21 protein-coding genes are annotated in these 19,995 nt (G+C 70.4%); 5 read left to right on the top strand and 16 right to left on the bottom strand.

What is annotated here, in order from left to right; all coding sequences use genetic code 11:
* Window positions 1–5: 5 nt before the first annotated feature.
* The 4 genes from ACFQ2D_RS08290 to grxD form a co-directional block, all read right to left on the bottom strand.
* Window positions 6–3,245, bottom strand: coding sequence for a TonB-dependent receptor (locus ACFQ2D_RS08290; protein WP_280943365.1), 3,240 nt, complete (start codon window positions 3,243–3,245; stop codon window positions 6–8).
* A 232-nt stretch (window positions 3,246–3,477) separates the two neighbouring features.
* The gene (locus ACFQ2D_RS08285) at window positions 3,478–4,077 is read right to left on the bottom strand and encodes a YhgN family NAAT transporter (protein WP_280943364.1); all 600 of its coding nucleotides are present in this window, start codon (window positions 4,075–4,077) and stop codon (window positions 3,478–3,480) included.
* Complete coding sequence (locus ACFQ2D_RS08280; RefSeq protein WP_280943363.1) at window positions 4,074–4,775, bottom strand: SDR family NAD(P)-dependent oxidoreductase; 702 nt, start codon at window positions 4,773–4,775, stop codon at window positions 4,074–4,076. Before ACFQ2D_RS08280 ends, ACFQ2D_RS08285 begins: the two co-directional genes overlap by 4 nt.
* Window positions 4,772–5,092 carry a Grx4 family monothiol glutaredoxin gene (gene grxD / locus ACFQ2D_RS08275; protein ID WP_280943362.1) on the bottom strand — a complete coding sequence of 107 codons (321 nt, stop codon included), beginning with the start codon at window positions 5,090–5,092 and terminating at the stop codon, window positions 4,772–4,774. The genes ACFQ2D_RS08280 and grxD overlap by 4 nt, the downstream gene beginning before the upstream one ends.
* 108 nt (window positions 5,093–5,200) lie before the next feature.
* On the opposite strand from grxD, the gene ACFQ2D_RS08270 reads away from it, so the two are divergent.
* Window positions 5,201–5,797: a Fe-Mn family superoxide dismutase gene (locus tag ACFQ2D_RS08270; protein ID WP_280943361.1), complete on the top strand. Its 597-nt coding sequence runs from the start codon at window positions 5,201–5,203 to the stop codon at window positions 5,795–5,797.
* A gap of 11 nt (window positions 5,798–5,808) precedes the next feature.
* Here ACFQ2D_RS08270 and ACFQ2D_RS08265 read toward each other — a convergent pair whose 3' ends face one another.
* Entirely contained in the window at window positions 5,809–6,960 is a 1,152-nt protein-coding gene (locus ACFQ2D_RS08265) for a 5-(carboxyamino)imidazole ribonucleotide synthase (protein WP_280943395.1), read from the bottom strand.
* Between the two features lie 8 nt (window positions 6,961–6,968).
* Entirely contained in the window at window positions 6,969–7,472 is a 504-nt protein-coding gene (gene purE, locus ACFQ2D_RS08260; protein ID WP_280943360.1) for a 5-(carboxyamino)imidazole ribonucleotide mutase, read from the bottom strand.
* A gap of 57 nt (window positions 7,473–7,529) precedes the next feature.
* On the opposite strand from purE, the gene ACFQ2D_RS08255 reads away from it, so the two are divergent.
* The 3 genes from ACFQ2D_RS08255 (at window position 7,530) to ACFQ2D_RS08245 (ending at window position 9,163) form a co-directional block, all read left to right on the top strand.
* Window positions 7,530–7,799: a Trm112 family protein gene (locus ACFQ2D_RS08255; RefSeq protein ID WP_280943359.1), complete on the top strand. Its 270-nt coding sequence runs from the start codon at window positions 7,530–7,532 to the stop codon at window positions 7,797–7,799.
* An 85-nt stretch (window positions 7,800–7,884) separates the two neighbouring features.
* Entirely contained in the window at window positions 7,885–8,763 is an 879-nt protein-coding gene (gene nadC / locus ACFQ2D_RS08250; RefSeq protein WP_280943358.1) for a carboxylating nicotinate-nucleotide diphosphorylase, read from the top strand.
* 64 nt (window positions 8,764–8,827) lie between these two features.
* Window positions 8,828–9,163, top strand: a complete 336-nt coding sequence (locus ACFQ2D_RS08245) for a DUF3301 domain-containing protein (RefSeq protein WP_280943357.1) — start codon at window positions 8,828–8,830, stop codon at window positions 9,161–9,163.
* A 42-nt stretch (window positions 9,164–9,205) separates the two neighbouring features.
* Here ACFQ2D_RS08245 and ACFQ2D_RS08240 read toward each other — a convergent pair whose 3' ends face one another.
* From ACFQ2D_RS08240 to ACFQ2D_RS08215, 6 genes are all read right to left on the bottom strand, one after another.
* Entirely contained in the window at window positions 9,206–9,634 is a 429-nt protein-coding gene (locus ACFQ2D_RS08240) for a ClpXP protease specificity-enhancing factor (RefSeq protein WP_280943356.1), read from the bottom strand.
* 52 nt (window positions 9,635–9,686) lie between these two features.
* Window positions 9,687–10,322 carry a glutathione S-transferase N-terminal domain-containing protein gene (locus ACFQ2D_RS08235; protein ID WP_280943355.1) on the bottom strand — a complete coding sequence of 212 codons (636 nt, stop codon included), beginning with the start codon at window positions 10,320–10,322 and terminating at the stop codon, window positions 9,687–9,689.
* 140 nt (window positions 10,323–10,462) lie between these two features.
* On the bottom strand, window positions 10,463–11,209 hold the full coding sequence (locus ACFQ2D_RS08230) for a cytochrome c1 (protein WP_280943354.1): 747 nt from the start codon (window positions 11,207–11,209) through the stop codon (window positions 10,463–10,465).
* Complete coding sequence (locus tag ACFQ2D_RS08225) at window positions 11,202–12,461, bottom strand: cytochrome b (RefSeq protein ID WP_280943353.1); 1,260 nt, start codon at window positions 12,459–12,461, stop codon at window positions 11,202–11,204. Before ACFQ2D_RS08225 ends, ACFQ2D_RS08230 begins: the two co-directional genes overlap by 8 nt.
* Before the next feature lies 1 nt (window position 12,462).
* Window positions 12,463–13,095, bottom strand: a complete 633-nt coding sequence (gene petA / locus ACFQ2D_RS08220) for a ubiquinol-cytochrome c reductase iron-sulfur subunit (protein WP_280943352.1) — start codon at window positions 13,093–13,095, stop codon at window positions 12,463–12,465.
* A 283-nt stretch (window positions 13,096–13,378) separates the two neighbouring features.
* Window positions 13,379–14,329, bottom strand: coding sequence for a lytic transglycosylase domain-containing protein (locus ACFQ2D_RS08215; protein ID WP_280943351.1), 951 nt, complete (start codon window positions 14,327–14,329; stop codon window positions 13,379–13,381).
* A 225-nt stretch (window positions 14,330–14,554) separates the two neighbouring features.
* Here ACFQ2D_RS08215 and miaB point away from each other — a divergent pair, with 225 nt between their 5' ends.
* Window positions 14,555–15,955: a tRNA (N6-isopentenyl adenosine(37)-C2)-methylthiotransferase MiaB gene (gene miaB, locus ACFQ2D_RS08210; RefSeq protein WP_280943350.1), complete on the top strand. Its 1,401-nt coding sequence runs from the start codon at window positions 14,555–14,557 to the stop codon at window positions 15,953–15,955.
* 55 nt (window positions 15,956–16,010) lie between these two features.
* Here the strand turns inward: miaB and ACFQ2D_RS08205 are convergent, their stop codons facing one another.
* The 4 genes from ACFQ2D_RS08205 to ACFQ2D_RS08190 form a co-directional block, all read right to left on the bottom strand.
* Entirely contained in the window at window positions 16,011–16,796 is a 786-nt protein-coding gene (locus tag ACFQ2D_RS08205; RefSeq protein ID WP_280943349.1) for a hypothetical protein, read from the bottom strand.
* 31 nt (window positions 16,797–16,827) lie between these two features.
* Window positions 16,828–17,847: a M15 family metallopeptidase gene (locus tag ACFQ2D_RS08200; RefSeq protein ID WP_280943348.1), complete on the bottom strand. Its 1,020-nt coding sequence runs from the start codon at window positions 17,845–17,847 to the stop codon at window positions 16,828–16,830.
* A 134-nt stretch (window positions 17,848–17,981) separates the two neighbouring features.
* Complete coding sequence (locus ACFQ2D_RS08195; RefSeq protein ID WP_280943347.1) at window positions 17,982–19,079, bottom strand: ABC transporter permease; 1,098 nt, start codon at window positions 19,077–19,079, stop codon at window positions 17,982–17,984.
* Window positions 19,076–19,984: an ABC transporter ATP-binding protein gene (locus ACFQ2D_RS08190; RefSeq protein WP_386795616.1), complete on the bottom strand. Its 909-nt coding sequence runs from the start codon at window positions 19,982–19,984 to the stop codon at window positions 19,076–19,078. Before ACFQ2D_RS08190 ends, ACFQ2D_RS08195 begins: the two co-directional genes overlap by 4 nt.
* Window positions 19,985–19,995 lie beyond the last annotated feature (11 nt).

The raw sequence follows: 19,995 nt of genomic DNA, 5'->3' as shown, positions 1-19,995 counted from the left end.
CTTGATCAGAACTTGTAGCGGAAGCCCAACTGGACCGACCACTGCGACACGCCCTGGTCGAAGCCGTCCGCGTCGCCGTTGGCCACCGCCGGGGCATCGGCGAAGCGGTAGTTGTAGACGTACCGTCCGTCGTAGATGCCCTGGACCGTCGCCACCCGGCTGTTGGCGAAGAAGCCGTAGTCGTAGATGTGGCCCCAGTCGCTGTTGATCAGGTTGCCCACGTTCTGGATGTCGAGCCACAGCTCGGACTTGTGCCCGCTCATGAAGCCGGGCAGTTCCTGGCTGAAGCGCAGGTCGAAGGTGTTCACCCAGTCGGCACGGAAGCCGTTGGCCGGTGCCGTGCTGCCGGCGTAACGGGCCAGCTCCTGGTTGCTCTCCAGCCACTCGAAGAACGCGTTCTCCATGGCGGCGTCGGGCGTGAACACACCGGCGCTGCTCAGGTTGCCGAACAGCACGTCGCCACGGCCGGCCGGCACGTAGAACAGGTCGTTGCCGGCGCGCGAATCGCCGTTGGCGTCGTTGACGAAGACATAGCTGAACGGACGACCGCTGCGGCCTTCGTACACCAGGCCAACGCGGGTTTCGTAATCGCCGAAGAAAGCATGCTTCCAGTTCAGCGACGCAGAGAAGCGGTCGCGGATCTCGTAGCGCGAGCGGGTGGTGAGATCCTCGTTCGTGTTGAACGCGTACTGGTAGTTGTAGCCGGAGCTGGCGGTGGAACTGGTCAGCGGACCCACTTCCGTGGCGTGGGTGTAGGTGTAGCCGAGGTTCCACGACCAGTTGCCGTCCACCGACCAGGGCTTGGCCAGGCTGAAGGTGAACTGCTCGGTGCGGCCGCCGCCGGTGTTGCGGATCAGGTACACGTTGTTGAAGCGCGGGTCGCGGCCATAGCGCGCGTCGCTGCCGGTCCAGGCGCGGCCGCTTGCGGCCGGATTGAAGTACATGTCGCGGCCGTCGGGCCCGATGTAGTTCGGCACGGGGCCGCGACCCGGCACCGGCACGTCGCCGATGTTCAGGCTGTTGTAGTAGAGGCCGTCGTTGACGCGGGTGAACATGGCCTCCGCCGACGCGACGATGCCGTACCACGGCAGTTCGTGGTCGTAGGCCAGGTTGGCCTTCCACACCGACGGCAGCGCGAAGTCGCGGTCGACGAAGTTGACGTTCTGGGTGGGCAGCACGCCCGGGCCCGCAGGCGGCGTCTGGTTCAGGCCGTCCGGGTTGAACGGCACGGTCGGATCGAACGCGGTGTAGTTGTACGAAACGTAATTGAAGCCGGTCGTGTTGAAGCTGTTGCCGACCCACACCTGCGGGGCATCGCCCTGGAACAGGCCCACGCCGCCGCGCAGCTGGCTGGGCAGCTCGCTGTCGAAGGTGTAGTTGAAGCCGAGGCGCGGCTGCAGCAGGAAGCCGCCGTCGAACACTTCGCTGTTGTCGTAGCCGAAGTACTCCGACGCTTCCCGGTTGTAGGCCGGGCTCGGGCTGACGCTCGGCTTGTCGGCACGCAGGCCCAGGGTCAGGGTCAGGTTCGGGTTGACGTACCAGGTGTCCTGCACGAACAGGCCGAGGTTGCGGTTCGCATACACCGCCGGGATCGAGTTCGGCGAGGTCTCGGCGCTCAGGTTGTACGTGCTCCAGCGGCCGGCTGCGAAGTTGTCCAGGCCATAGAACGTGTAGGTGCCCCAGCTGTTGGCGCCGTAGTAGTTGTAGATGTCGTTGTCGCTGTAGCTCACGCCGAACTTCAGGTCGTGGTCGCCCAGGGTCAGGGTGCCCGCACCGTAGAAGTCCCAGGTTTCAGTCATCAGTTCGTTACCGTGCGTGTTGAGCTCGGTACCGAGGTAGATCGAATCGCCCGTCGGCGCGGCCTCGTTGCCCTCGAAGAAGATGCGGATGCTGGGCGCGGTGCTGTCGGTCACCCGCAGCGCCTTGTAGTCGCGGAACGACAGCTTGAACTCGGTGGAGAAGGTGTCGGTCCAGTCGCTGAACAGCTGGCCGACGTAGCTCTCGACGCTCTTCTCATGGGTGTACCAGTACGAGCTCAGCGAGACGCTGGACGAGCCCATGCCCTGGATGCGCAGCTTGTCCTGGACCAGCTTGCTGTAGCGCAGGCTGGCGCGATGGTTGTCGTTGATGTTCCAGTCGAGCTTGAGCGCGTACTCTTCCAGGTTGGTATCGGCGTTGCTGCCCAGGCCGCCGGCATTGAAACCGTAGCCCTCGGCGATCTGCTGCGCGCGCTCGATGTCGCCCATGTCGATCACGGGCTGCGGGCGGCCCAAGGCGGTGGTGGACAGGTCGTGGCCCGGCGCGGCCTGCTTGAACTTCTCGTAGTTGGCGAAGAAGAACAGGCGATCCTTGATCAGCGGGCCGCCGAAGGTCGCGCCCCAGGTCTCTTCGCTGGTGAAGCCGTTGAACGGAACGCCGTCGGGGTTGTCCCCGAACCAGTCGCCGTCGCGGTAGGTGCCGTACACCGAGCCGCTGAATTCATTGGTGCCCGACTTGGTGACCGCGTTGATGTTGGCGCCGGAAGCGCCGGCGATGGTCACGTCGTAGTTCGACAGGTTGATGTCGATCGCTTCGATGGCCTCCATCGCGACCGGCTGGCGCCGGGTCGTCATGTTGTTGCCTTCCAGGCCGAAGGTATCGCTGGCAGAAACGCCGTCGATGCTGATCGAGTTGTAGCGCGGGTTCTGGCCGCCGGCCGAGATCGAGCCTTCGGCGCGGTTGATGAAGGTCACGCGCGGGTCCAGGCGCATGTAGTCCTGGATGTTGCCGCCGATCGAGGGCAGCGCCTCGATGGTGGAGCGGTCGACGTTGGTGCCCGTGCCCATCTTGGTCGAGCTGAACAGGTCGAGGCCGCCGGCCACGCCGACCGCGGTGACGGTACCCAGGGTGGTCACGTCGCCGGTCAGTGCGGCGTTGACGTTGTTGACCTGGTTGAGCGCCAGGAACACGTTGTCCTCGGTCTTGGTGCCCTGGCCGGACTTGGTGATCGTGATCTCGTACGGACCGCCGACGCGCAGGCCGCGGGCGTTGTAGCGGCCGCTGGCGTCGGTGGTGGCGCGGCTGACCGTGCCCGACTCGACGTGGGTGATGACGACTTCCGCGCCCGCGACCGGCTGGCCAGTGCTGTCGGTCACCAGGCCGCCGACGCCGGCGGAGGTGCTCTGGGCGAATACGGGAGCTGCGGCGAGCGCAGCGATCAGACCGATCGACAGTTTCGACAGTCGGATCCGGTTGCGGTGGGTCATGGGTTTGCCTCGATGCGGGGTGGTCGTGGTGGCGGTGCTGCGCCTGTACGCGTCCCCGACGCTTTGCGCGCGGCAAGGATCGGGTGGCGACAGGGTTAACTTCAGATTAACACATTAACCGTTTCACATGACAGCGAAACGACAGCTGTCATGGCATGGAAGTCCTTGTCCCTGCTGGATTTCATCTCGAATCCAGATGATGTGCGCAAGTGCTTGTTGTTGCTATGCAACATCAGCCCGGCAGGGCCAGCCTCAGGTAGCCGGAGAGGCCATCGAGCAGCATCTGCACCGAGATCGCCACCAGCAGCATGCCCATGAGGCGCTCGATCGCGGTCAGCGCGCGCGCGCCCAGCAGGCGGTACAGCCAGGTGGCCGAGAACAGGATCGCCGAAGTCGCCGCCCAGGCCGCGAGCAGGGCCAGGCTCCACTCGCCCAGACGGTCGGGTTCCTTGCTGCCCATCAGCATCACCGCAGCCATGCCCGACGGACCGGCCACCAGTGGAATCGCCATCGGCACGATGAAGGGTTCGCCGCCGGGGATCTCGCCCATCAAGCCTTCCGGCGGCGGGAAGATCATGCGGATGCCGATCAGGAACAGCACGATGCCGCCGGCGATCGCCACCGACTCCTGCCGCAGGTGCATCGCGTCGAGCGCGTATTTGCCCGCCCACAGGAACAGCATCAGCACCGCCAGCGCGATCAGCAGTTCGCGCGCCAGCACCACGCGCTGGCGCCGCGGCTCGAGCCGGCGCAGCAGGCTCAGGAACACCGGGATGTTGCCCAGTGGATCCAGGATCAGGAACAGCAGCAGGGCTGCCTGGAGAATGGTCATGGCGAGGCCAGCAGCCCGATGCAGTCGTCGGCATAGCGCGCCGGATCGCGCGCCAGGCGATCGCCCTCGGCGGCGTAGGCGCGGGCGCGCAGCGGCGTACGCATCGGCCCGGGGCGCAGGGCGCGCACGCGCAGCGGCGTGGAGGCGTTTTCGGCGTCGAGCATGGCCACCAGCGCCTCCAGCCCGTGCTGGGCGATGCCGTAACCGCCCCAGTACGCGGGCGCGGTGCAGGGCGCCGGGTCGATCGCGAACACCAGGGTGCCGGCATCGGAGGCGCGCAGCAGCGGCAGGCAGGCCTGGCTGAGCCACCAGCGCGCGGTCAGGTCCACGTGCAGCGACCGCGCGAAAGCGGCCGGGTCGGTGTGCTCGAGCGGGGTGAGCCCGGCGAAGTCGGCCGCACAGTGCACCAGGCCGTCGAGCCGCCCCGGCCCCTCGCGCAGGCGCGAGGCCAGCTCGGCGTAGTCGTCGGGCGCGGCGCCCTCCAGGTCGAGCGGATACAGCAGCGCCTCGCCGCCGGCGTTCTCGATGGCGTCGGCCAGCTGTTCGAGCTTGCGCGACCTGCGTCCCAGCAGCACCGGCGTGGCCCCGGCCCGGGCGCAGGCCAGCGCCACCGCGCGGCCGAGGCCGCCGCAGGCGCCCGTCACCAGGACCACGCGGCCCTGCAGCGCGCCCTCCGGCGTCGCGGACGCCGCGCTCACGCCTTCTGGACTTCCGCGATCATGCGCGCCAGCTCGCCGCTCTCGTGCAGCTCGAGCGTGATGTCGCAGCCACCGATCAGTTCGCCGTGGATGAACAGCTGCGGGAAAGTCGGCCAGTTGGAGAAACGCGGCAGGTTGGCGCGCACCTCCGGATCGGCGAGGACGTTGACGGTGTGGATCCCGGTGGCGCCGTCGGCCTTGAGCACCTCGATGGCGCGGCTGGAAAAGCCGCACATCGGGAACTGCGGCGTGCCCTTCATGAACAGCACGATCGGATGGGTTTCGACTTCGGCCTTGATACGGTCCAGCGGCGTCATCACGCAACTCCAGTGCGGCGGCGGGCCGGGACGGCCGCCACCGGAAATTCGGTTTTGCGTATTGTATGCCGCGCCCCGCCGCCCTGCTCCCGGACCAGACGCCCCGCCATGCCGATCGAACTGTCGCCGCTGCCCTGCGAACCGGGTGCGTTCGCGCCGCATCTCGCGCCAGAGACGGTGGCGCGGCACCGCGAGGCGCAGCAGGCCGGGCTCGACGCGCTCAATGCCCTGCTCGGCGCAGGGGCGGACACCGACCCGGCCGAAGCGCCGCCGGCGCTCGCCGATCTCGCCCGCCAGGCGCGCGGCGCCCTGGCCGCGCGCGCGGCCCAGGCCTGGGCTGAGGAATTCCACTGGGCCGCGCTGCGTCCGGCGGACGGCGCCCCTCGCGAGCCGCGCGGCCCACTGGCCGACGCGATCGCGCAGGTCTTCGGCGATCACCGTCGGCTGGCCGAGCGCTTCGCCGACGCGGCGACGCGGCTGCCGGGTCCAGGCTGGCTGTGGCTGGTGCGACGCACCGACGGACGCCTGGCGGTCCTGGCCACGCCGCGTTCGACCACGCCGCTCACCGGCACCGACACGCCGCTGCTGGCGTGCTGCCTGTGGCCGCACGCACTGCCGGCCGACGCGGCCGACGCCCGCGATCAGCACCTGGCCGCGTTCTGGGCGCTGGTGGACTGGAAGGTGGTGGCGGCGCGGCTGCCGTAGCCGCGCGCGGATCAGCCGTCCGCGGCGCCGAGCGCGTCGAGCACCGGCGCGACCTGCGCCTGCCGTCCCAGCCCCTCGCCAGCCGCGCGCAGCGCGCGCGCCAGCGCCTGCGCATCGTCCGCGCGCAGCGTGGCATGGCCGACCTTGCGCCCGGCGCGGGACTGCTTGCCGTAGTCGTGCCAGTGGCCACCGGGCTGCGCCAGTACCGGGCCGGCCGGCGGCATCTCGCCGATCCAGTTGAGCATGCAGGACACCCCCCGCGCCGCGGTGTCGCCGAGCGGGAGCCCGAGCACGGCGCGCAGGTGGTTCTCGAACTGCGAGGTCTCCGCGCCCTCGATGGTCCAGTGGCCTGAGTTGTGCACCCGCGGCGCCATCTCGTTGGCCAGCAGCTTGCCGCCGCGGCTGAACAGCTCGAGCGCGAACACGCCGACGTAATCCAGCCGCTCGGCCAGCAGGCGCGCATATGCATGCGCCTGCCCGGCCACGGTCGGGTCGCAGGCGGCGGGTGCCAGGCTCGCCGACAGCACGCCGTCGACGTGCCAGTTCCGGGTCAACGGCCAGGTGCGGAATTCGCCGTCGCGGCCGCGCACGGCGACCACGCTCAGCTCGCGCTCGAAGGGCACGAAGGCCTCGAGGATCAGCCCGACCGTCGACGCCTGCGCACCCAGCGCCTGCCAGGCGGCCTCGACCTCGTCCAGCGAACGGATCCGGAACTGGCCCTTGCCGTCGTAGCCCAGGCGCCGCGTCTTCAGCACCGCGGGCACGCCGACGCGGGCGACCGCATCGTCGAGCGATTCGCGCGTGTCGACCGCGGCGAACTCCGGCACCGGGATGCCGAGCTCGCGGAACAGCGTCTTCTCGGCCAGGCGGTCCTGCGCGGTCGCCAGCGCGAGCGCGCCCGGATGCACCGGCACCCGGCCGGCCAACAGCTCCGCGCTGGCCGACGGGACGTTCTCGAAATCGAACGTGGCCACGTCGATGCGCGCGGCGAACGCGGCCAGCGCGGCCGCGTCGTCATAAGCGCCGACCTGCAGCGGCGCGCAATGTCCGGCGCAGGCGTCCTCGGCGGGGTCGAGCACCGCGAAGCGCAGGCCCATCGGAATCCCCGCCAGCGCCAGCATGCGCGCCAGCTGGCCGCCGCCCAGGATGCCGACCGTCGCCATCGCCCGGCTCACCTGCGCGGATCGTCGGCGCCCGCGACCTCGTCGGTCTGGCGCTGGCGGAACGCGGCCAGCGCCGCGGCAACCGCGGACTGGTCGTTGGCGAGCATCGCCGCGGCGAACAGCGCGGCATTGGCCGCGCCGGCCTGGCCGATGGCGAAGGTGGCCACCGGGATGCCGGCCGGCATCTGCACGATCGACAGCAGCGAATCCATGCCGTTGAGCGCCCTGCTCTGCACCGGCACTCCCAGCACCGGCACCGCGGTCTTGGCCGCGAGCATGCCCGGCAGGTGCGCCGCGCCGCCAGCGCCGGCGATGATCGCGCGCAGTCCGCGCGCCTGGGCCGTGGCCGCGTACTCGAACAGCACGTCGGGCGTGCGATGCGCCGACACCACCCGCACTTCGTGCGCGATGCCTAGCGCCTCGAGCTTCTGCACGGCGTGCTGCATGGTCTCCCAGTCGGAGCGCGAACCCATCACGACCCCGACCAGCGGGCTTGCAGGTGAAGCGGACATGCGGTGTCCCCGGACCCAAAGACGTATTCTAGCGGTTCATCCGATCGCCTTCCCCCCATGGACCGCAAGCTGCTCGATCTCCTCGTCTGCCCCACGAGCCGGCAACCGCTGGCCCTGCTCGATCCCGCCGGCCTGGCCGCACTCAATGCCGCTGCCGCGGCGGGGACCCTGCGCCGCGCCGACGAAGCCGCGCAATCGGCGCCGCTGCGCGAGGCCCTGGTCACGCGCGACCGAAAGCTGGTCTACCGCGTCGACGACGGCATCCCGGTGCTGCTGGCCGAGGAAGCGATTCCCACCGGCCAGATCGCGGATTTCCCGAAAGGCTGAGGCGCGCAGCGCCCGGCTCCGTCGACGACGGGACTTCCCGACACCCGCGCCGGCGCGTGGCCGGCTTCTCCAACAGGGGACTGCCATGTCCGACCGCACGCCATTCCAGCCCTGGCCCGACCCCCGGCAGGTGGAAGCCGACGTGGCCCGCGCCCTGGCCGAAGACGTGGGGTCGGGCGATGCGACCGCCGCCCTGCTCCCCGACGGGCCGGACCAGGCCTACCTGCTGTGCAAGGAGGACGCGGTGGTCTGCGGACGGCCCTGGTTCGACGCCTGCCATCGCGCACTCGATCCGCAGGTGCGCATCGACTGGCGCGTGGCCGAGGGCGATCGCGTGGCCGCCGGTACCGTGCTGGCCACGCTGCAGGGGCGCGCGCGCGCCCTGGTCAGCGCCGAGCGCGCATCGCTCAACTTCCTGCAGACGCTGAGCGGCACCGCCACCGCGACCGCCGCCCATGTCGCCGCGGTCGCCGGCACCGGCGCGCGCATCCTCGACACACGCAAGACGCTGCCCGGGCTGCGCGCCGCGCAGAAATACGCCGTGCGCACCGGCGGCGGCGACAACCACCGCATGGGCCTGTACGACGCGGTGATGCTCAAGGAGAACCACGTGCGGGCGTTCGGCTCGGTGGCCGCGGCGATCGCCGCCGCACGCGCCGCGCAGCCGGGCCTGCCGCTGATCGTCGAGGTCGAGACGCTGGCGGAACTGCGGCAGGCGCTGGAGGCCGGCTGCGACCGGATCCTGATCGACGACTTCGACGCCGAGGCCCGGCGCGAAGCGGTACGGACCGCCCACGGCGCGCCCTACGATGGGCGCATCCCGCTGGAGGTGTCCGGCGGCGTCGACCTCGAAGGCCTGCGTGCGATCGCGCTCGACGGCGTCGACTGCATCTCCATCGGCGGTCTCACCAAGCACGTGCGCGCGGTCGACCTGTCGCTCAAGCTCGGCCCGACGCCGGCCTGAGCCCGACGCCCGCGCCGCGAATGCAGCGATTGCATTCGCCGGCCGGCGCCGCCACATTGCCGCCATGCCCGATTTCCCCACCCTGATCGTCCTGATGATCGTCGGCGCGGGCGCCTACGCCTGGTGGAACTCTGCACGTGCCGCCGCGGAGCGTGCCGCGGCCGTGGGCCGCAGCGCCTGCCAGGCGGCGGGGGTGATCTGGCTGGACCAGAGCGTGCACGCCAACGGGCTGCGCCTGCGCCGCCACGCCGACGGCCGGCTGGGCCTGGAACGCAGTTTCCGCTTCGAGTATTCCGAGGACGGCATGCAGCGCCACGTGGGCCGGCTGGTGCTCCACGGGGAGGAACTGGTGGGGTTCAGCGGCCCGGCGCGTGCCACCCAGGTGGTGGGCCTGCACTGAGCGGGCTGGCCGCGCGCCGTGGCCGGCGTCGCTGCGCCGCGGCTACTTGATCACGCGCAGGTGCGCGCCGCGCTTCGGCGCGTCCTCGCCCGGCGTATCGTCCGGCGGCGTCGGTTCGTCGTCCGGGGGCGCGGTGGCGCCGGAATCTTCCGGCAGCGCCATGCCCTGCCCGGTCTCGCGCGCATAGATCGCCAGCACCGCCGACACCGGCACCACGACCGGATGGCTGACGCCACCGAAGCGCGCGGTGAAGCGCACCGCCTCGTTGTCCAGCTCGAGCTTGGCCACCGCGCGGTCGGCGATATTGAGCACCACCCGGCCTTCCTTGACCGTATGCGGCGGCACGCGCACGCCGGGCAGCTGCGCATCGACCAGGATGTGCGGGGTCATGCCGTTGTCGGCGATCCATTCGTACAGCGCCCGCAGCAGGTACGGGCGGTGGCTGGTCATGCTGGGCGGGGATTCGGACATCGCAGGTTCCGGGTCGGGCCGGACGCAGGCGACTGCGTGCGGCCCGGCGGCATCACTCCGGCAGCTCGCGCAGGTGTCGCTCCTGCGGGGTGAGGCTGCGGGCGAAACCGGGGTTGCGGAAGATACGGTTGCCGTATTCCTCGATCACCTTGCCGTCCTTGGGGAGCGGCACGTCCAGCGCCGGCAGGCGCCAGATGATCGGCGCCATCGCGCAATCGGCCAGGCTCATTTCCGGGTTGAGGAAGAACTTGCTGGCCTTGAACAGCGGGATCGAGGCGGTGAGCAGTTCCTTCAGCCGCTTGCGCCCGGCCTCGGCCTGCTGGCGACCGCCGAACTGGATCGCCTGCACCTGGGGTACCCAGTCGTGCTCGATGCGCAGCATCGCCAGGCGCAGGCGCGCCCGCGACAGCGGATCGACCGGCATCAGCGGCGGATGCGGGTAGCGCTCGTCGAGGTATTCGCTGACCACGCTGGCCGCGTACAGCACCTGGTCGCGCTCGACCAGGGTGGGCACCGAGTGGTACGGGTTGAGGTCGATCAGGTCGGGCGGCGGATTCTGCGCGTCGACCGGGATCAGGTCGTAGGTGACGCCCTTCGCGGCCAGGACCAGCCGCACCCGGTGGCACAGCACGTCGTCGACGGACGAAAACAGGGTGATTGCATTGCGCATACGTGGACTCGCTGCCATCAACGGCTTCTCCCGCGGCCGGAATCCGCCGGCCGCACGGCGCCGCCTGCCCCTCGCAGTCGGTCGCCCGGTCTTCGCCCCGACAACGCCAGGACGCGGCGGCCCGCTGCCGGGCCACGCCGCCCCGCCGCATCACCGGATCAGTGCACGTCCCTCCAGTACTCGTTCTTCATCAGCCACGCCAGCAGCGTGAGGAACGACAGGAACAGGATCACCCACACGCCGATGTTGGGGCGCTTGAGCGCCGCCGGCTCGCCGGCGTACTCCAGGAACGCGGTCACGTCGCGCACGGTCTGGTCGAACTCGGCCGCGCTCTGCGTGCCGGGCGATGCGACCTCGAGATGCTCGACCGCCGGGTCGCCGCCGTCGGCGCCCTGCTCGGCGTACACCGCGTGCTGCAGGCCCTGCTGCTTCCAGAACGGGTTGGGCATCGAGGCGTTGGGGAACAGGGTGTTGTTCCAGCCCAGCGGACGGGTTTCGTCGAGGTAGAACGACTTGAGGTAGGTGAACACCCAGTCGCTGCCGCGCACGCGGGTGATCAGGCTCAGGTCCGGCGGCACCTGGCCGAACCAGCGCGACGCCTGCTCGGCCGGCATCGAGGAGACGATGTGCTCGCCGAACTTGGCGCCGGTGAGGTTGAGGTTGTTCATCACCTCGTCCTCGGTCAGCCCCAGGTCCTCGGCCATGCGCGAGTAGCGCAGGTACTTGAGCGAGTGGCAGCCCGCGCAGTAGTTCATGAACAGCTGGGCGCCGCGCTGCAGCGAGGCGCGGTCGGACAGGTCGGTGCCCGCGTGCTGCACCGGACCGCCGCCCGCGGCCAGCGCGGCGAACGACAGCAGCATGCCGGTGGCGAAGACCGCCAGGCGGGAAAGGATGGTCTTAGTCATGCGTCGTCACCCGTTCCGGTACCGGCTTGGTCTTGTCGATCGCCGTCCACAGCGGCATGGTCAGGAAGAACAGGAAGTAGAAGGCGGTCAGGAAGCGGCCGACGATGGTCTCGACCGGATCGGTACCCGGGCCGGCGCCGATCTTGCCCAGCCAGATGAAGGCGACCGCGAACAGGCCCAGCAGCACCTTCGACATCAGGCCGCGGTAGCGGTACGACTTGACCTTGGCGCGGTCGAGCCACGGCACTGCGAACAGGATCGCGATCGCGCCGAACATCACCAGCACGCCGCCGAGCTTGTCCGGCACCACGCGCAGCATCGCGTAGTAGGGCGTGTAGTACCACACCGGCTTGATGTGCTCGGGCGTCACCAGGCGGTTGGCCTCGGTGAAGTTGTCGTGCTCGAGGAACCAGCCGCCGAACGCGGGCGCGAAGAAGATCACGAACGCGCAGACGATCAGGAAGAAGCAGACGTAGAAGCTGTCCTTCACCGTGTAGTACGGGTGGAACGGCACGCCGTCGGCGGGCGCGGTCTTCGACCAGCGGTTGCCCTTCGGGCCCTTCTTGATCTCGACGCCGTCGGGGTTGTTGGAACCCACTTCATGCAGCGCGCCGATGTGCAGCACCACCAGCAGCAGCAGCACCAGCGGCAGCGCGATCACGTGCAGGGCGAAGAAGCGGTTGAGGGTGGCGTCGGAGGGCAGGTAGTCGCCCATGATCCACTCGGTCAGCCCGTTGCCGATCACCGGGATCGCGCCGAACAGCGAGATGATCACCTTGGCGCCCCAGAACGACATCTGTCCCCAGGGCAGCACGTAGCCCAGGAAGGCCTCGGCCATCAGCACCAGGTAGATCAGCATGCCCAGGATCCACACCAGCTCGCGCGGCTTCTGGTAGCTGCCGTACATCAGGCCGCGGAACATGTGGATGTACACCACGATGAAGAACATCGAAGCGCCGGTGCTGTGCATGTAGCGGATCAGCCAGCCCCACTCCACGTCGCGCATGATGTACTCGACCGAGGCGAAGGCTTCCTCCGCGCTCGGCTTGAAGTGCATCGTCAGGAAGATGCCGGTCAGGATCTGGTTGACCAGCACCACCATCGACAGGACGCCGAAGATGTACCAGATGTTGAAGTTCTTCGGAGCGTAGTACTCCGACATGTGCTTGCGGTAGAACGGCGAGAAGCCCGGCGCACGCAGGGTGAACCAGTCCCACACGCCGTTGACGCCGCGCTGGATCATGTTGCTCATCTCATGCCGCTCCCGGGTCGACGCCGATCACGACGGTCGCGTCGTCGGCGAAATGGTGCGGCGGCACCACGAGGTTGGTCGGCGCCGGCACGCCCTGGTAGACGCGGCCGGCCATGTCGAACTTCGACTTGTGGCAGGGGCAGAAGTAGCCGCCCTTCCACTCCGGGTCGAACGGCGCCGGGCGGATCTCGGCGACCATTTCCGGCGAGCAGCCCAGGTGCGTGCACAGGCCCACCAGCACCGAGATCTCGGGCTTGATCGAGCGCAGCTCCGGGTTGGCCTCGCTGATGTAGGCCGGCTGCTGGTCGGCGTTCTCCGAACGCGGGTCGCGCAGCTGGTCGTCGAGGGTCGGCAGGGCCTCCAGGATCGCCTTGGAACGCTTGACGATCCAGATCGGCTGGCCGCGCCACTCCACGATCAGGCGCTGGCCGTCCTGCAGGGCGCTGATGTCCACGGTCACCGGCGCACCGGCGAGCTGGGCGCGTGCGCTGGGGTTCCAGGACTTGATGAACGGCACGGCCGCGAAACCGGCCCCCACCGCGCCCACGGCCGCCGTGGTGGCGGTCAGGAATCTGCGCCGGCCCAGGTGGTCGGGTGCCCCGTCTTCGGGGTCGAATACCGCTTCGTTGGCCATCCGGCTCTCCGCGAAACTTCTTAGGTAGCTGTTTTTGATGTGGCTGGCGCGTGCGGCCCCGTCCCCGGAGGCGGACGCGCAAAGAACGCCGAAGTGTAGCGGAACGCTGAATGCGGCGACAACGTCTGCCTGTGCGGAGTGCTGGATTCCCGAGCCGGATCAGCCCCTTGCGTGGATCGTCGCCGGCATGCGCGCGGCGACCCGCCGACGGCGGAGCGCGCAGGAATCCGCCGGCCTTGCGGCAGACGGAGGGCGTGGCAGGGCGGCGGACGCCGCCGTCGGCTCAGTTGGACGCGATATGGCCGCGGTAGCGCTCGGCCAGCTGCGCGACGCGCACCACGTAGCGCTGGGTTTCGCTGTAGGGCGGCACGCCCTTGTGGCGGTCCACCGCGCCCTCGCCTGCGTTGTAGCCGGCCGCGGCCAGGGTCAGGTCGCCGTTGAAACGCTTCAGCAGCCAGGCCAGGTATTCGACGCCGCCGCGGATGTTCTGCGCCGGGTCGTAGGCGTTGGCGACGCCGAAGCGGCGCGCGGTGGCGGGCATCAGCTGCATCAGACCCTGGGCCCCGGCGCGCGAGAGCGCATTGGGATTGAACGCCGATTCGGCGTGCATGATCGCCCGCACGATCGCCTCCTCGACCCCGAACTCGGTGGACGCGGAGCGGATTTCCGCGGCGTAGGCCGAGGTGTTCAGGCGCACGTTGCCGAAGTTCACCCCCGGCAGCGGCGCGCATGCGTAGCAGGTCTCGAAGAAGCTGTAGTTGATCGTGCGGACCGCGCCCGCCCCCGCACCGCCGCGCGGACGCTGGCTGGTGTAGTGGCGCACGCCGTCCTTGACGTAGGAGTACACCTGCCCCTGCTGCAGGCGGCGGGTGGACTGGGCCGGCACCGGGCTCGTGCCCGAGACCTGGACAGGCTTCGGGGCCGGCGTGGTGGCGCTGCCGCCCATGAAGGTGGCCGGGGGGTTGCTGTGGACGCCGGCCGGCGAGCCGGCGACGGGGTTGGCGGGCGATGCGCTGCCCGAGCCGGGCGCGGCGGCCGGGCGCGCGGCGGGCCGCGACGGCGCGCTGCGGTAGTTGCTCACCGCCACGCAGCTGGCGCCCTTGACCCGCTTGCTGACGTAGCTGCGGGTGCCGTCGGCGGCGTCGCAGCGATAGATGGTGCCCGCCCACGCCGGCGCGGCCAGCGCCATCAGCGCCAGTCCGGCAATCGCAAGCAGTCCCCGCCCCCCTTTCATGCGCGCAGTGTCCACCCTTGTCGCTACCCTGCCAAGTCCTTGATTGTTAAACGGCGCACGGTTTGGAAATCGGACGCGGGTGCGCGGGCGGCCGCGGCAGCCCCTAAACTGTCGCGTCTCGCGCGCCGCGGTTCACCGCCCCGCTGGCCGCGACAGCCCCGCGAGGGGCCGCCTCCGACCCACCGCCCTCCGGCCCGGACTCACCGCCGTGCCCCGGAAACGCCCATGATCGAACTGCCCATCCTCCCGGAATCGGCCGCTGCCGCCCCCGTCGCGGCGCGCGGCAAGCTCTTCATCCAGACCCACGGCTGCCAGATGAACGAGTACGACTCGGCCCGCATGGCCGACGTGCTCGCCGCCAGCGAGGGCCTGGAGCTGACCAGCAACGTCGAGGAAGCCGACGTGGTCCTGGTCAATACCTGCTCGATCCGCGAGAAGGCGCAGGAGAAGGTGTTCAGCCAGCTCGGCCGCTGGAAGGCGCTCAAGGCCGGCGGCCGCGACGTGATCATCGGCGTCGGCGGCTGCGTGGCCTCGCAGGAAGGCGAGGCGATCGTGAAGCGCGCGCCCTACGTCGACCTGGTGTTCGGTCCGCAGACCCTGCACCGCCTGCCCGAGCTGATCCGCGCCCGCCGCGAGCAGCAGCGCCCGCAGGTGGACATCAGCTTCCCCGAGATCGAGAAGTTCGACCGCCTGCCCGAGCCGCGCGCGGAAGGTCCGAGCGCCTTCGTCTCGATCATGGAGGGCTGCTCGAAGTACTGCAGCTTCTGCGTGGTGCCCTACACCCGCGGCACCGAGATCAGCAGGCCGTTCGAGGACGTGCTGGTGGAGATCGTGCAGCTGGCCGGCCAGGGCGTGCGCGAGGTCAACTTGCTGGGCCAGAACGTCAACGCCTACCGCGGCGCGATGGAGGGGGCGGACGAACTGGCCGACCTCGGGCTGCTGATCCGCACCATCGCGCAGATCGACGGCATCGACCGCATCCGCTTCACCACCTCCCACCCGCTGGAGTTCTCCGACTCGCTGGTCGAGGCCTACCGCGACGTGCCGCAGCTGGCCAACTACCTGCACCTGCCGGTGCAGTCGGGCAGCGACCGCATCCTCGGGGCCATGAAGCGCGGCTACACCGCGCTGGAGTTCAAGCAGAAGCTCCGCAAGCTGCGCGAGGTGCGCCCGGACATCTCGATCAGCTCGGACTTCATCGTCGGCTTCCCCGGCGAGACCGACGCGGATTTCGAGAAGACCATGAAGCTGATCGAGGACGTGGGCTTCGACCAGTCGTTCTCCTTCATCTATTCGCGCCGCCCGGGCACGCCGGCCGCGGACCTGCCCGACGATGTCTCCGACGAGGTCAAGCACGCGCGCCTGTCGCGCCTGCAGGCGACGATCAACGCCAACGCGGCGCGCATTTCGCAGGCGATGGTGGGCAGCGTGCAGCGGGTGCTGGTCGAGGGCCCTTCGCGCAAGAATCCCGCCGAACTCACCGGCAAGACCGAGAACATGCGCTCGGTGAACTTTCCGGCACCGTCGCGCCTGGTCGGCCGGTTCGTCGACGTGGTGATCACCGAGGCGATGAGCAATTCGCTGCGCGGCCGCGTGGCGGGAGTCGAGGGCGGCGCGACGAGCTAGCGGCCCGGGCGCGCAGCGGCAATCGCGTCGCCACGGCAGCGCCGGCTGGCGCGGCTCAGGGCGCGCGCCGCCACAGGGTCCGCCCCTGCGCGCCATCGAGCACCCACCAGCGACCGTCGTCCGACACCTGCACGGCAAGCTCGACGCCGGCGCCTGCCGGCAGACGCACCGCCGACAGCCGCTGTGCGAGTTCCGTCGGATCCGGATGCAAGGCCCGCAGCGTGGCCCGCCCCAGCGGCGCGCCGGGATCCGACTGCGCATCGGCCACCCCGGCGGGCAGCGGCGCGATGCGCTCGTCCACGACGCCGCATTGCGCGTCCAGCCAGACCTGCTGGCGCAGCATGCCGGTGCCGTCCGAATGCGAGTAGGCGGCCACGACCGCTCCCTCGCCATCCACCGCCAGCAGGCGGTCCGCTTCCACCCCTTCGGCGCGACACGCCGGTGCGCCGGCGCGCCAGAGCTGCGGCACGTCGGCGATCACCCAGAGCGCCCCGTCCGGCGCGACGCCAAGGTCCGCGACCAGGCTGCCGACCGGCACGCGGCGTTCGCCCGCGCCGGCGCGGTCGTCGAGCGCCAGCACCCGCACCTCCTCACCGGCCGCCCAGGCGATCCAGTCCTGCGCGGGACCAAAGGCGACCGCCCCTGCGCCCTGCAGCGGCCGGGGGTCGACCAGGTGCAGACCGGGGTCGGCCGGGTGTCGCTCCGCCGCGGCCTGGGGCGCGGCGGAGGCACGATCGCCCGAAGCGCCGCATGCAGCGAGCAGGCAGGCGAACAGGGCCGCGGCCGCGCCGCGGCGAGGCGGCGCCCAGGCGCCGGCCGGTTGCAATGGCGGTGGCTTCATGCCGCCGGAGTCTGCCAGATCGCCTGCGCGCTCACGGCTGCTGCCCGATATCCATCCGGTCCCAGACGCCTTCCAGCCCGTCGCGGCCATGGGTGGCGATGAAGTCGCCGGCATCGCTCGCGCCGAATCCCGGGTGGTATTCGACGTGCGGGCGATCGGGGTTCTGCCAGCGCCCGCCCCAGGTCAGGCCCTGCGCTTCGGCGATCTCGCCGTAGCGGGTCCAGTTGCCGTCCTCGGGCCAGGACGGCTGTCCGGCGGGCGTGCTGAACACCACGTCCGCGCCGAGTCCGTAGTTGTGCCATGACTGGCCGCCGCGCGCGTTGGTGACCCGCTGTCCCGGCTCCGTGCGACCCTGCGCGTACAGCTGGTCCTGGTGCGCGAAGGTGCGGTAGACCAGGTCCATCTGCATCGCCATGCCTTCCTGCCGGGCGCGCACCAGGGTGTCCTTCACCCGGTCCGCGAACTGCCGGTTGACGTTGGCATCGTCGAGGCGGCCGCGGCGGTCGGCCGGGTGCAGGTCGAGCAGGGTCGACAGTTCGCCGTCGATGGTTTCGCGCAGCTGCACGCGCGCGGACAGGTCGGTATAGACATTGCGCGCCTGCTCCTCGCCATCGAGCCGCACCACGCCGTCGTTGGTGATCGTGCCCGCCTGCCGCCCGTCCGCATCCAGCAATGCGCCGTGGTCGATCGAGTAGACCTGCCCGCCGATCGTGAGCGTGCCGGCGTCCGGCGAGACCAGCGCATGCGCGGCCGCGAAGTCCTCGCCCAGCGCCTGCGCGATGCGTCCTTCGACATAGGCCGCGGTCGCGGCGTTGGGCGCGGCCATGAAATCGTCCAGCGCCTGCACCCGCCGTGCGTCGTCCAGGGCGTAGGCGTCGAGTCCCGCGACCAGCCGGTCCAGCGCCTGCAGCGCCTGCGGGTTGTTCGCCAGCTCGGCCCGGATCTCCTGCTCGCGGCGGCTGGCGGCGGACGGCGCGGCCGCGGCCGTCGCATCGGCGGCTGCCCGGGTGGCGCCGCTCGCATCGATTCCGGTATCGGTGGCGCTGGTCATCGCCGCTCTCCCTGCAGCCGGTGGGGCGGTCCACGCTATCGCCGCGCCGGCGTCGGCCGCAGCTGGGGCGGACCCCAGCCTTGCCGCCGCGTGTTCCGGAAGCGTGACGCGTGCACGCCGCCACGGGGTTCCGGCTAGTCGAGGCGTTTGCGGAACCGTAGGATCGCCAGCGTCATCGTCACCACGGTGAAGGCCAGCAGCGCCAGCACGCCGGGCCACAGCTCCGCCAGCGTGGCGCCACGCAGCATCACCCCGCGCACCAGGCGCAGGAAGTGCGTCATCGGCAGCACCTCCGCGCCCCACTGCACCACGTCGGGCATGCCGGCGAACGGGAACATGAAGCCCGAGATCAGGATCGACGGCAGGAACACGAACATCGCGATCTGGATCGCCTGGAACTGGGTGGTGGCACGGGTGGAGATCAGCAGGCCCATGGCCAGGTTGGCCAGGATCAGCAGCAGCGAGGCGACGTAGACGTCCAGCAGGCTGCCGCGCAGCGGCACGTCGAACATCCAGATGCCCAGGACCAGGATCAGCGTGGTCTGCACCAGGCCGATCACCGCATAGGGCAGCACCTTGCCGATCATCAGTCCGGCGCGGCTGAGCGGGGTGGCGATCAGCAGCTCCATGTTGCCGCGCTCGCGCTCGCGCACCAGGGCCATGGCGGTGAACATGGTCATCGTCATGGTCAGGATGATGCCGATCAGGCCGGGCACGATGCTCACCGCCGAGCGGCGCTCGGGGTTGTAGAAGCTCACCACCTCGATCTGCGCCGGCGGCGCCTGCGCGCGGCGGCCGTTCACCGCCTCCAGCGGCAGCTGCGCCAGCTGCACGGCGGCGGCCTGGACCACGGTGTCGGTGCCGTCGACCATCACCTGCACCGCCGGCCTGCCGTCGATCAGCCGGCGCTCGTAGTCCGGCGGCAGCACGATCGCGGCGCTGATGCGGCCACGCCGCAGCTGCTCCATCGCCTGCGCCGGGCTGTCGCCGACGCCGGTGATCTCGATGATGCCGGTGGCGCGCATGTCCATCACCGCCGCGCGCGAGGTGGCGGTGTTGGCCTGGTCGACGATCATCGCGTCGAGGTTGCGCGGGTTGAAGTTGATCGCGTAGCCGAACAGCAGCAGGTCGATCACCGGGATCGCCACGATCAGCAGCATGCTGATGCGGTCGCGCCGGAGCTGGCGCAGCTCCTTCAGCACCACCGCCCACAGCCGGCGCCACGACGTCATGCCGCGGCGTCCCCGCCACGGCCGCGGGTGGCGGCGACGAACACGTCCTCGAGGTTGGCGGACGCGGGCAGCACCTCGGCCGACAGCGAGGCCCCGTGCAGCGCGCGCGCCACCGCCTCGGCGCCGTCGCGGCCCGGCGCCGAGAGCACCCGCAGGCTGTTGCCGATCTGGGCCACGCTGAGCACGCCCGGCAGCCCCGAGAGCAGCCGCTGCGCGTGACGCGGCTGGGCGGCGCGCACTTCCACGCTGCGCCCCTCCAGCGCCGCGGCCAGTTCGCCGGGCGCGCCGTCGGCCACCAGCACGCCGCGGTCGAGGATGGCGATGCGGTGGCAGCGTTCGGCTTCGTCCATGTAGTGGGTGGACACCAGCAGGGTGGTGCCGGCGTCGGCCAGCTCGAAGAGCTTTTCCCAGAAGTCGCGCCGCGATTCGGGATCCACGGCGCTGGTGGGTTCGTCCAGGAACAGCAGTTCCGGCTTGTGGATCACCGCGCCGGCCAGGGCCAGGCGCTGCTTCTGGCCGCCGCTCAGGGTGCCGGCCAGCTGCGCCTGCCGGTCCTCGAAGTGGTACAGGCCGAGCAACTCGTCCACGCGCCGGCGCGCATCGCCGCGCGGCAGGCCGTAGACCGCGGCCAGGAACTCCAGGTTCTCGCGCACGGTGAGGTCCTCGAACAGCGAGAACTTCTGGGTCATGTAGCCGATGCGCAGGCGCAGCGCGTCGGCCTCCCCGGGCACGCGCAGTCCCAGCACCTCGATCTCGCCTCCGGTCGGGGTGAGCAGGCCGCAGAGCATGCGGATCGTGGTCGACTTGCCCGAGCCGTTGGGGCCGAGGAAGCCGTAGACGTGGGCGCGCGGGACGGTCAGGTCGACATGGTCGACCGCGGTCAGCGCGCCAAAGCGCTTGACCATGCCGCGCGCGC

This window comes from Luteimonas composti, assembly GCF_042678665.1.
GTDB classification, from domain to species: Bacteria; Pseudomonadota; Gammaproteobacteria; order Xanthomonadales; family Xanthomonadaceae; genus Luteimonas; species Luteimonas composti.
Note: the sequence above shows the minus strand (reverse complement) of the source record. Positions and strands in the feature narration are given on the sequence as shown.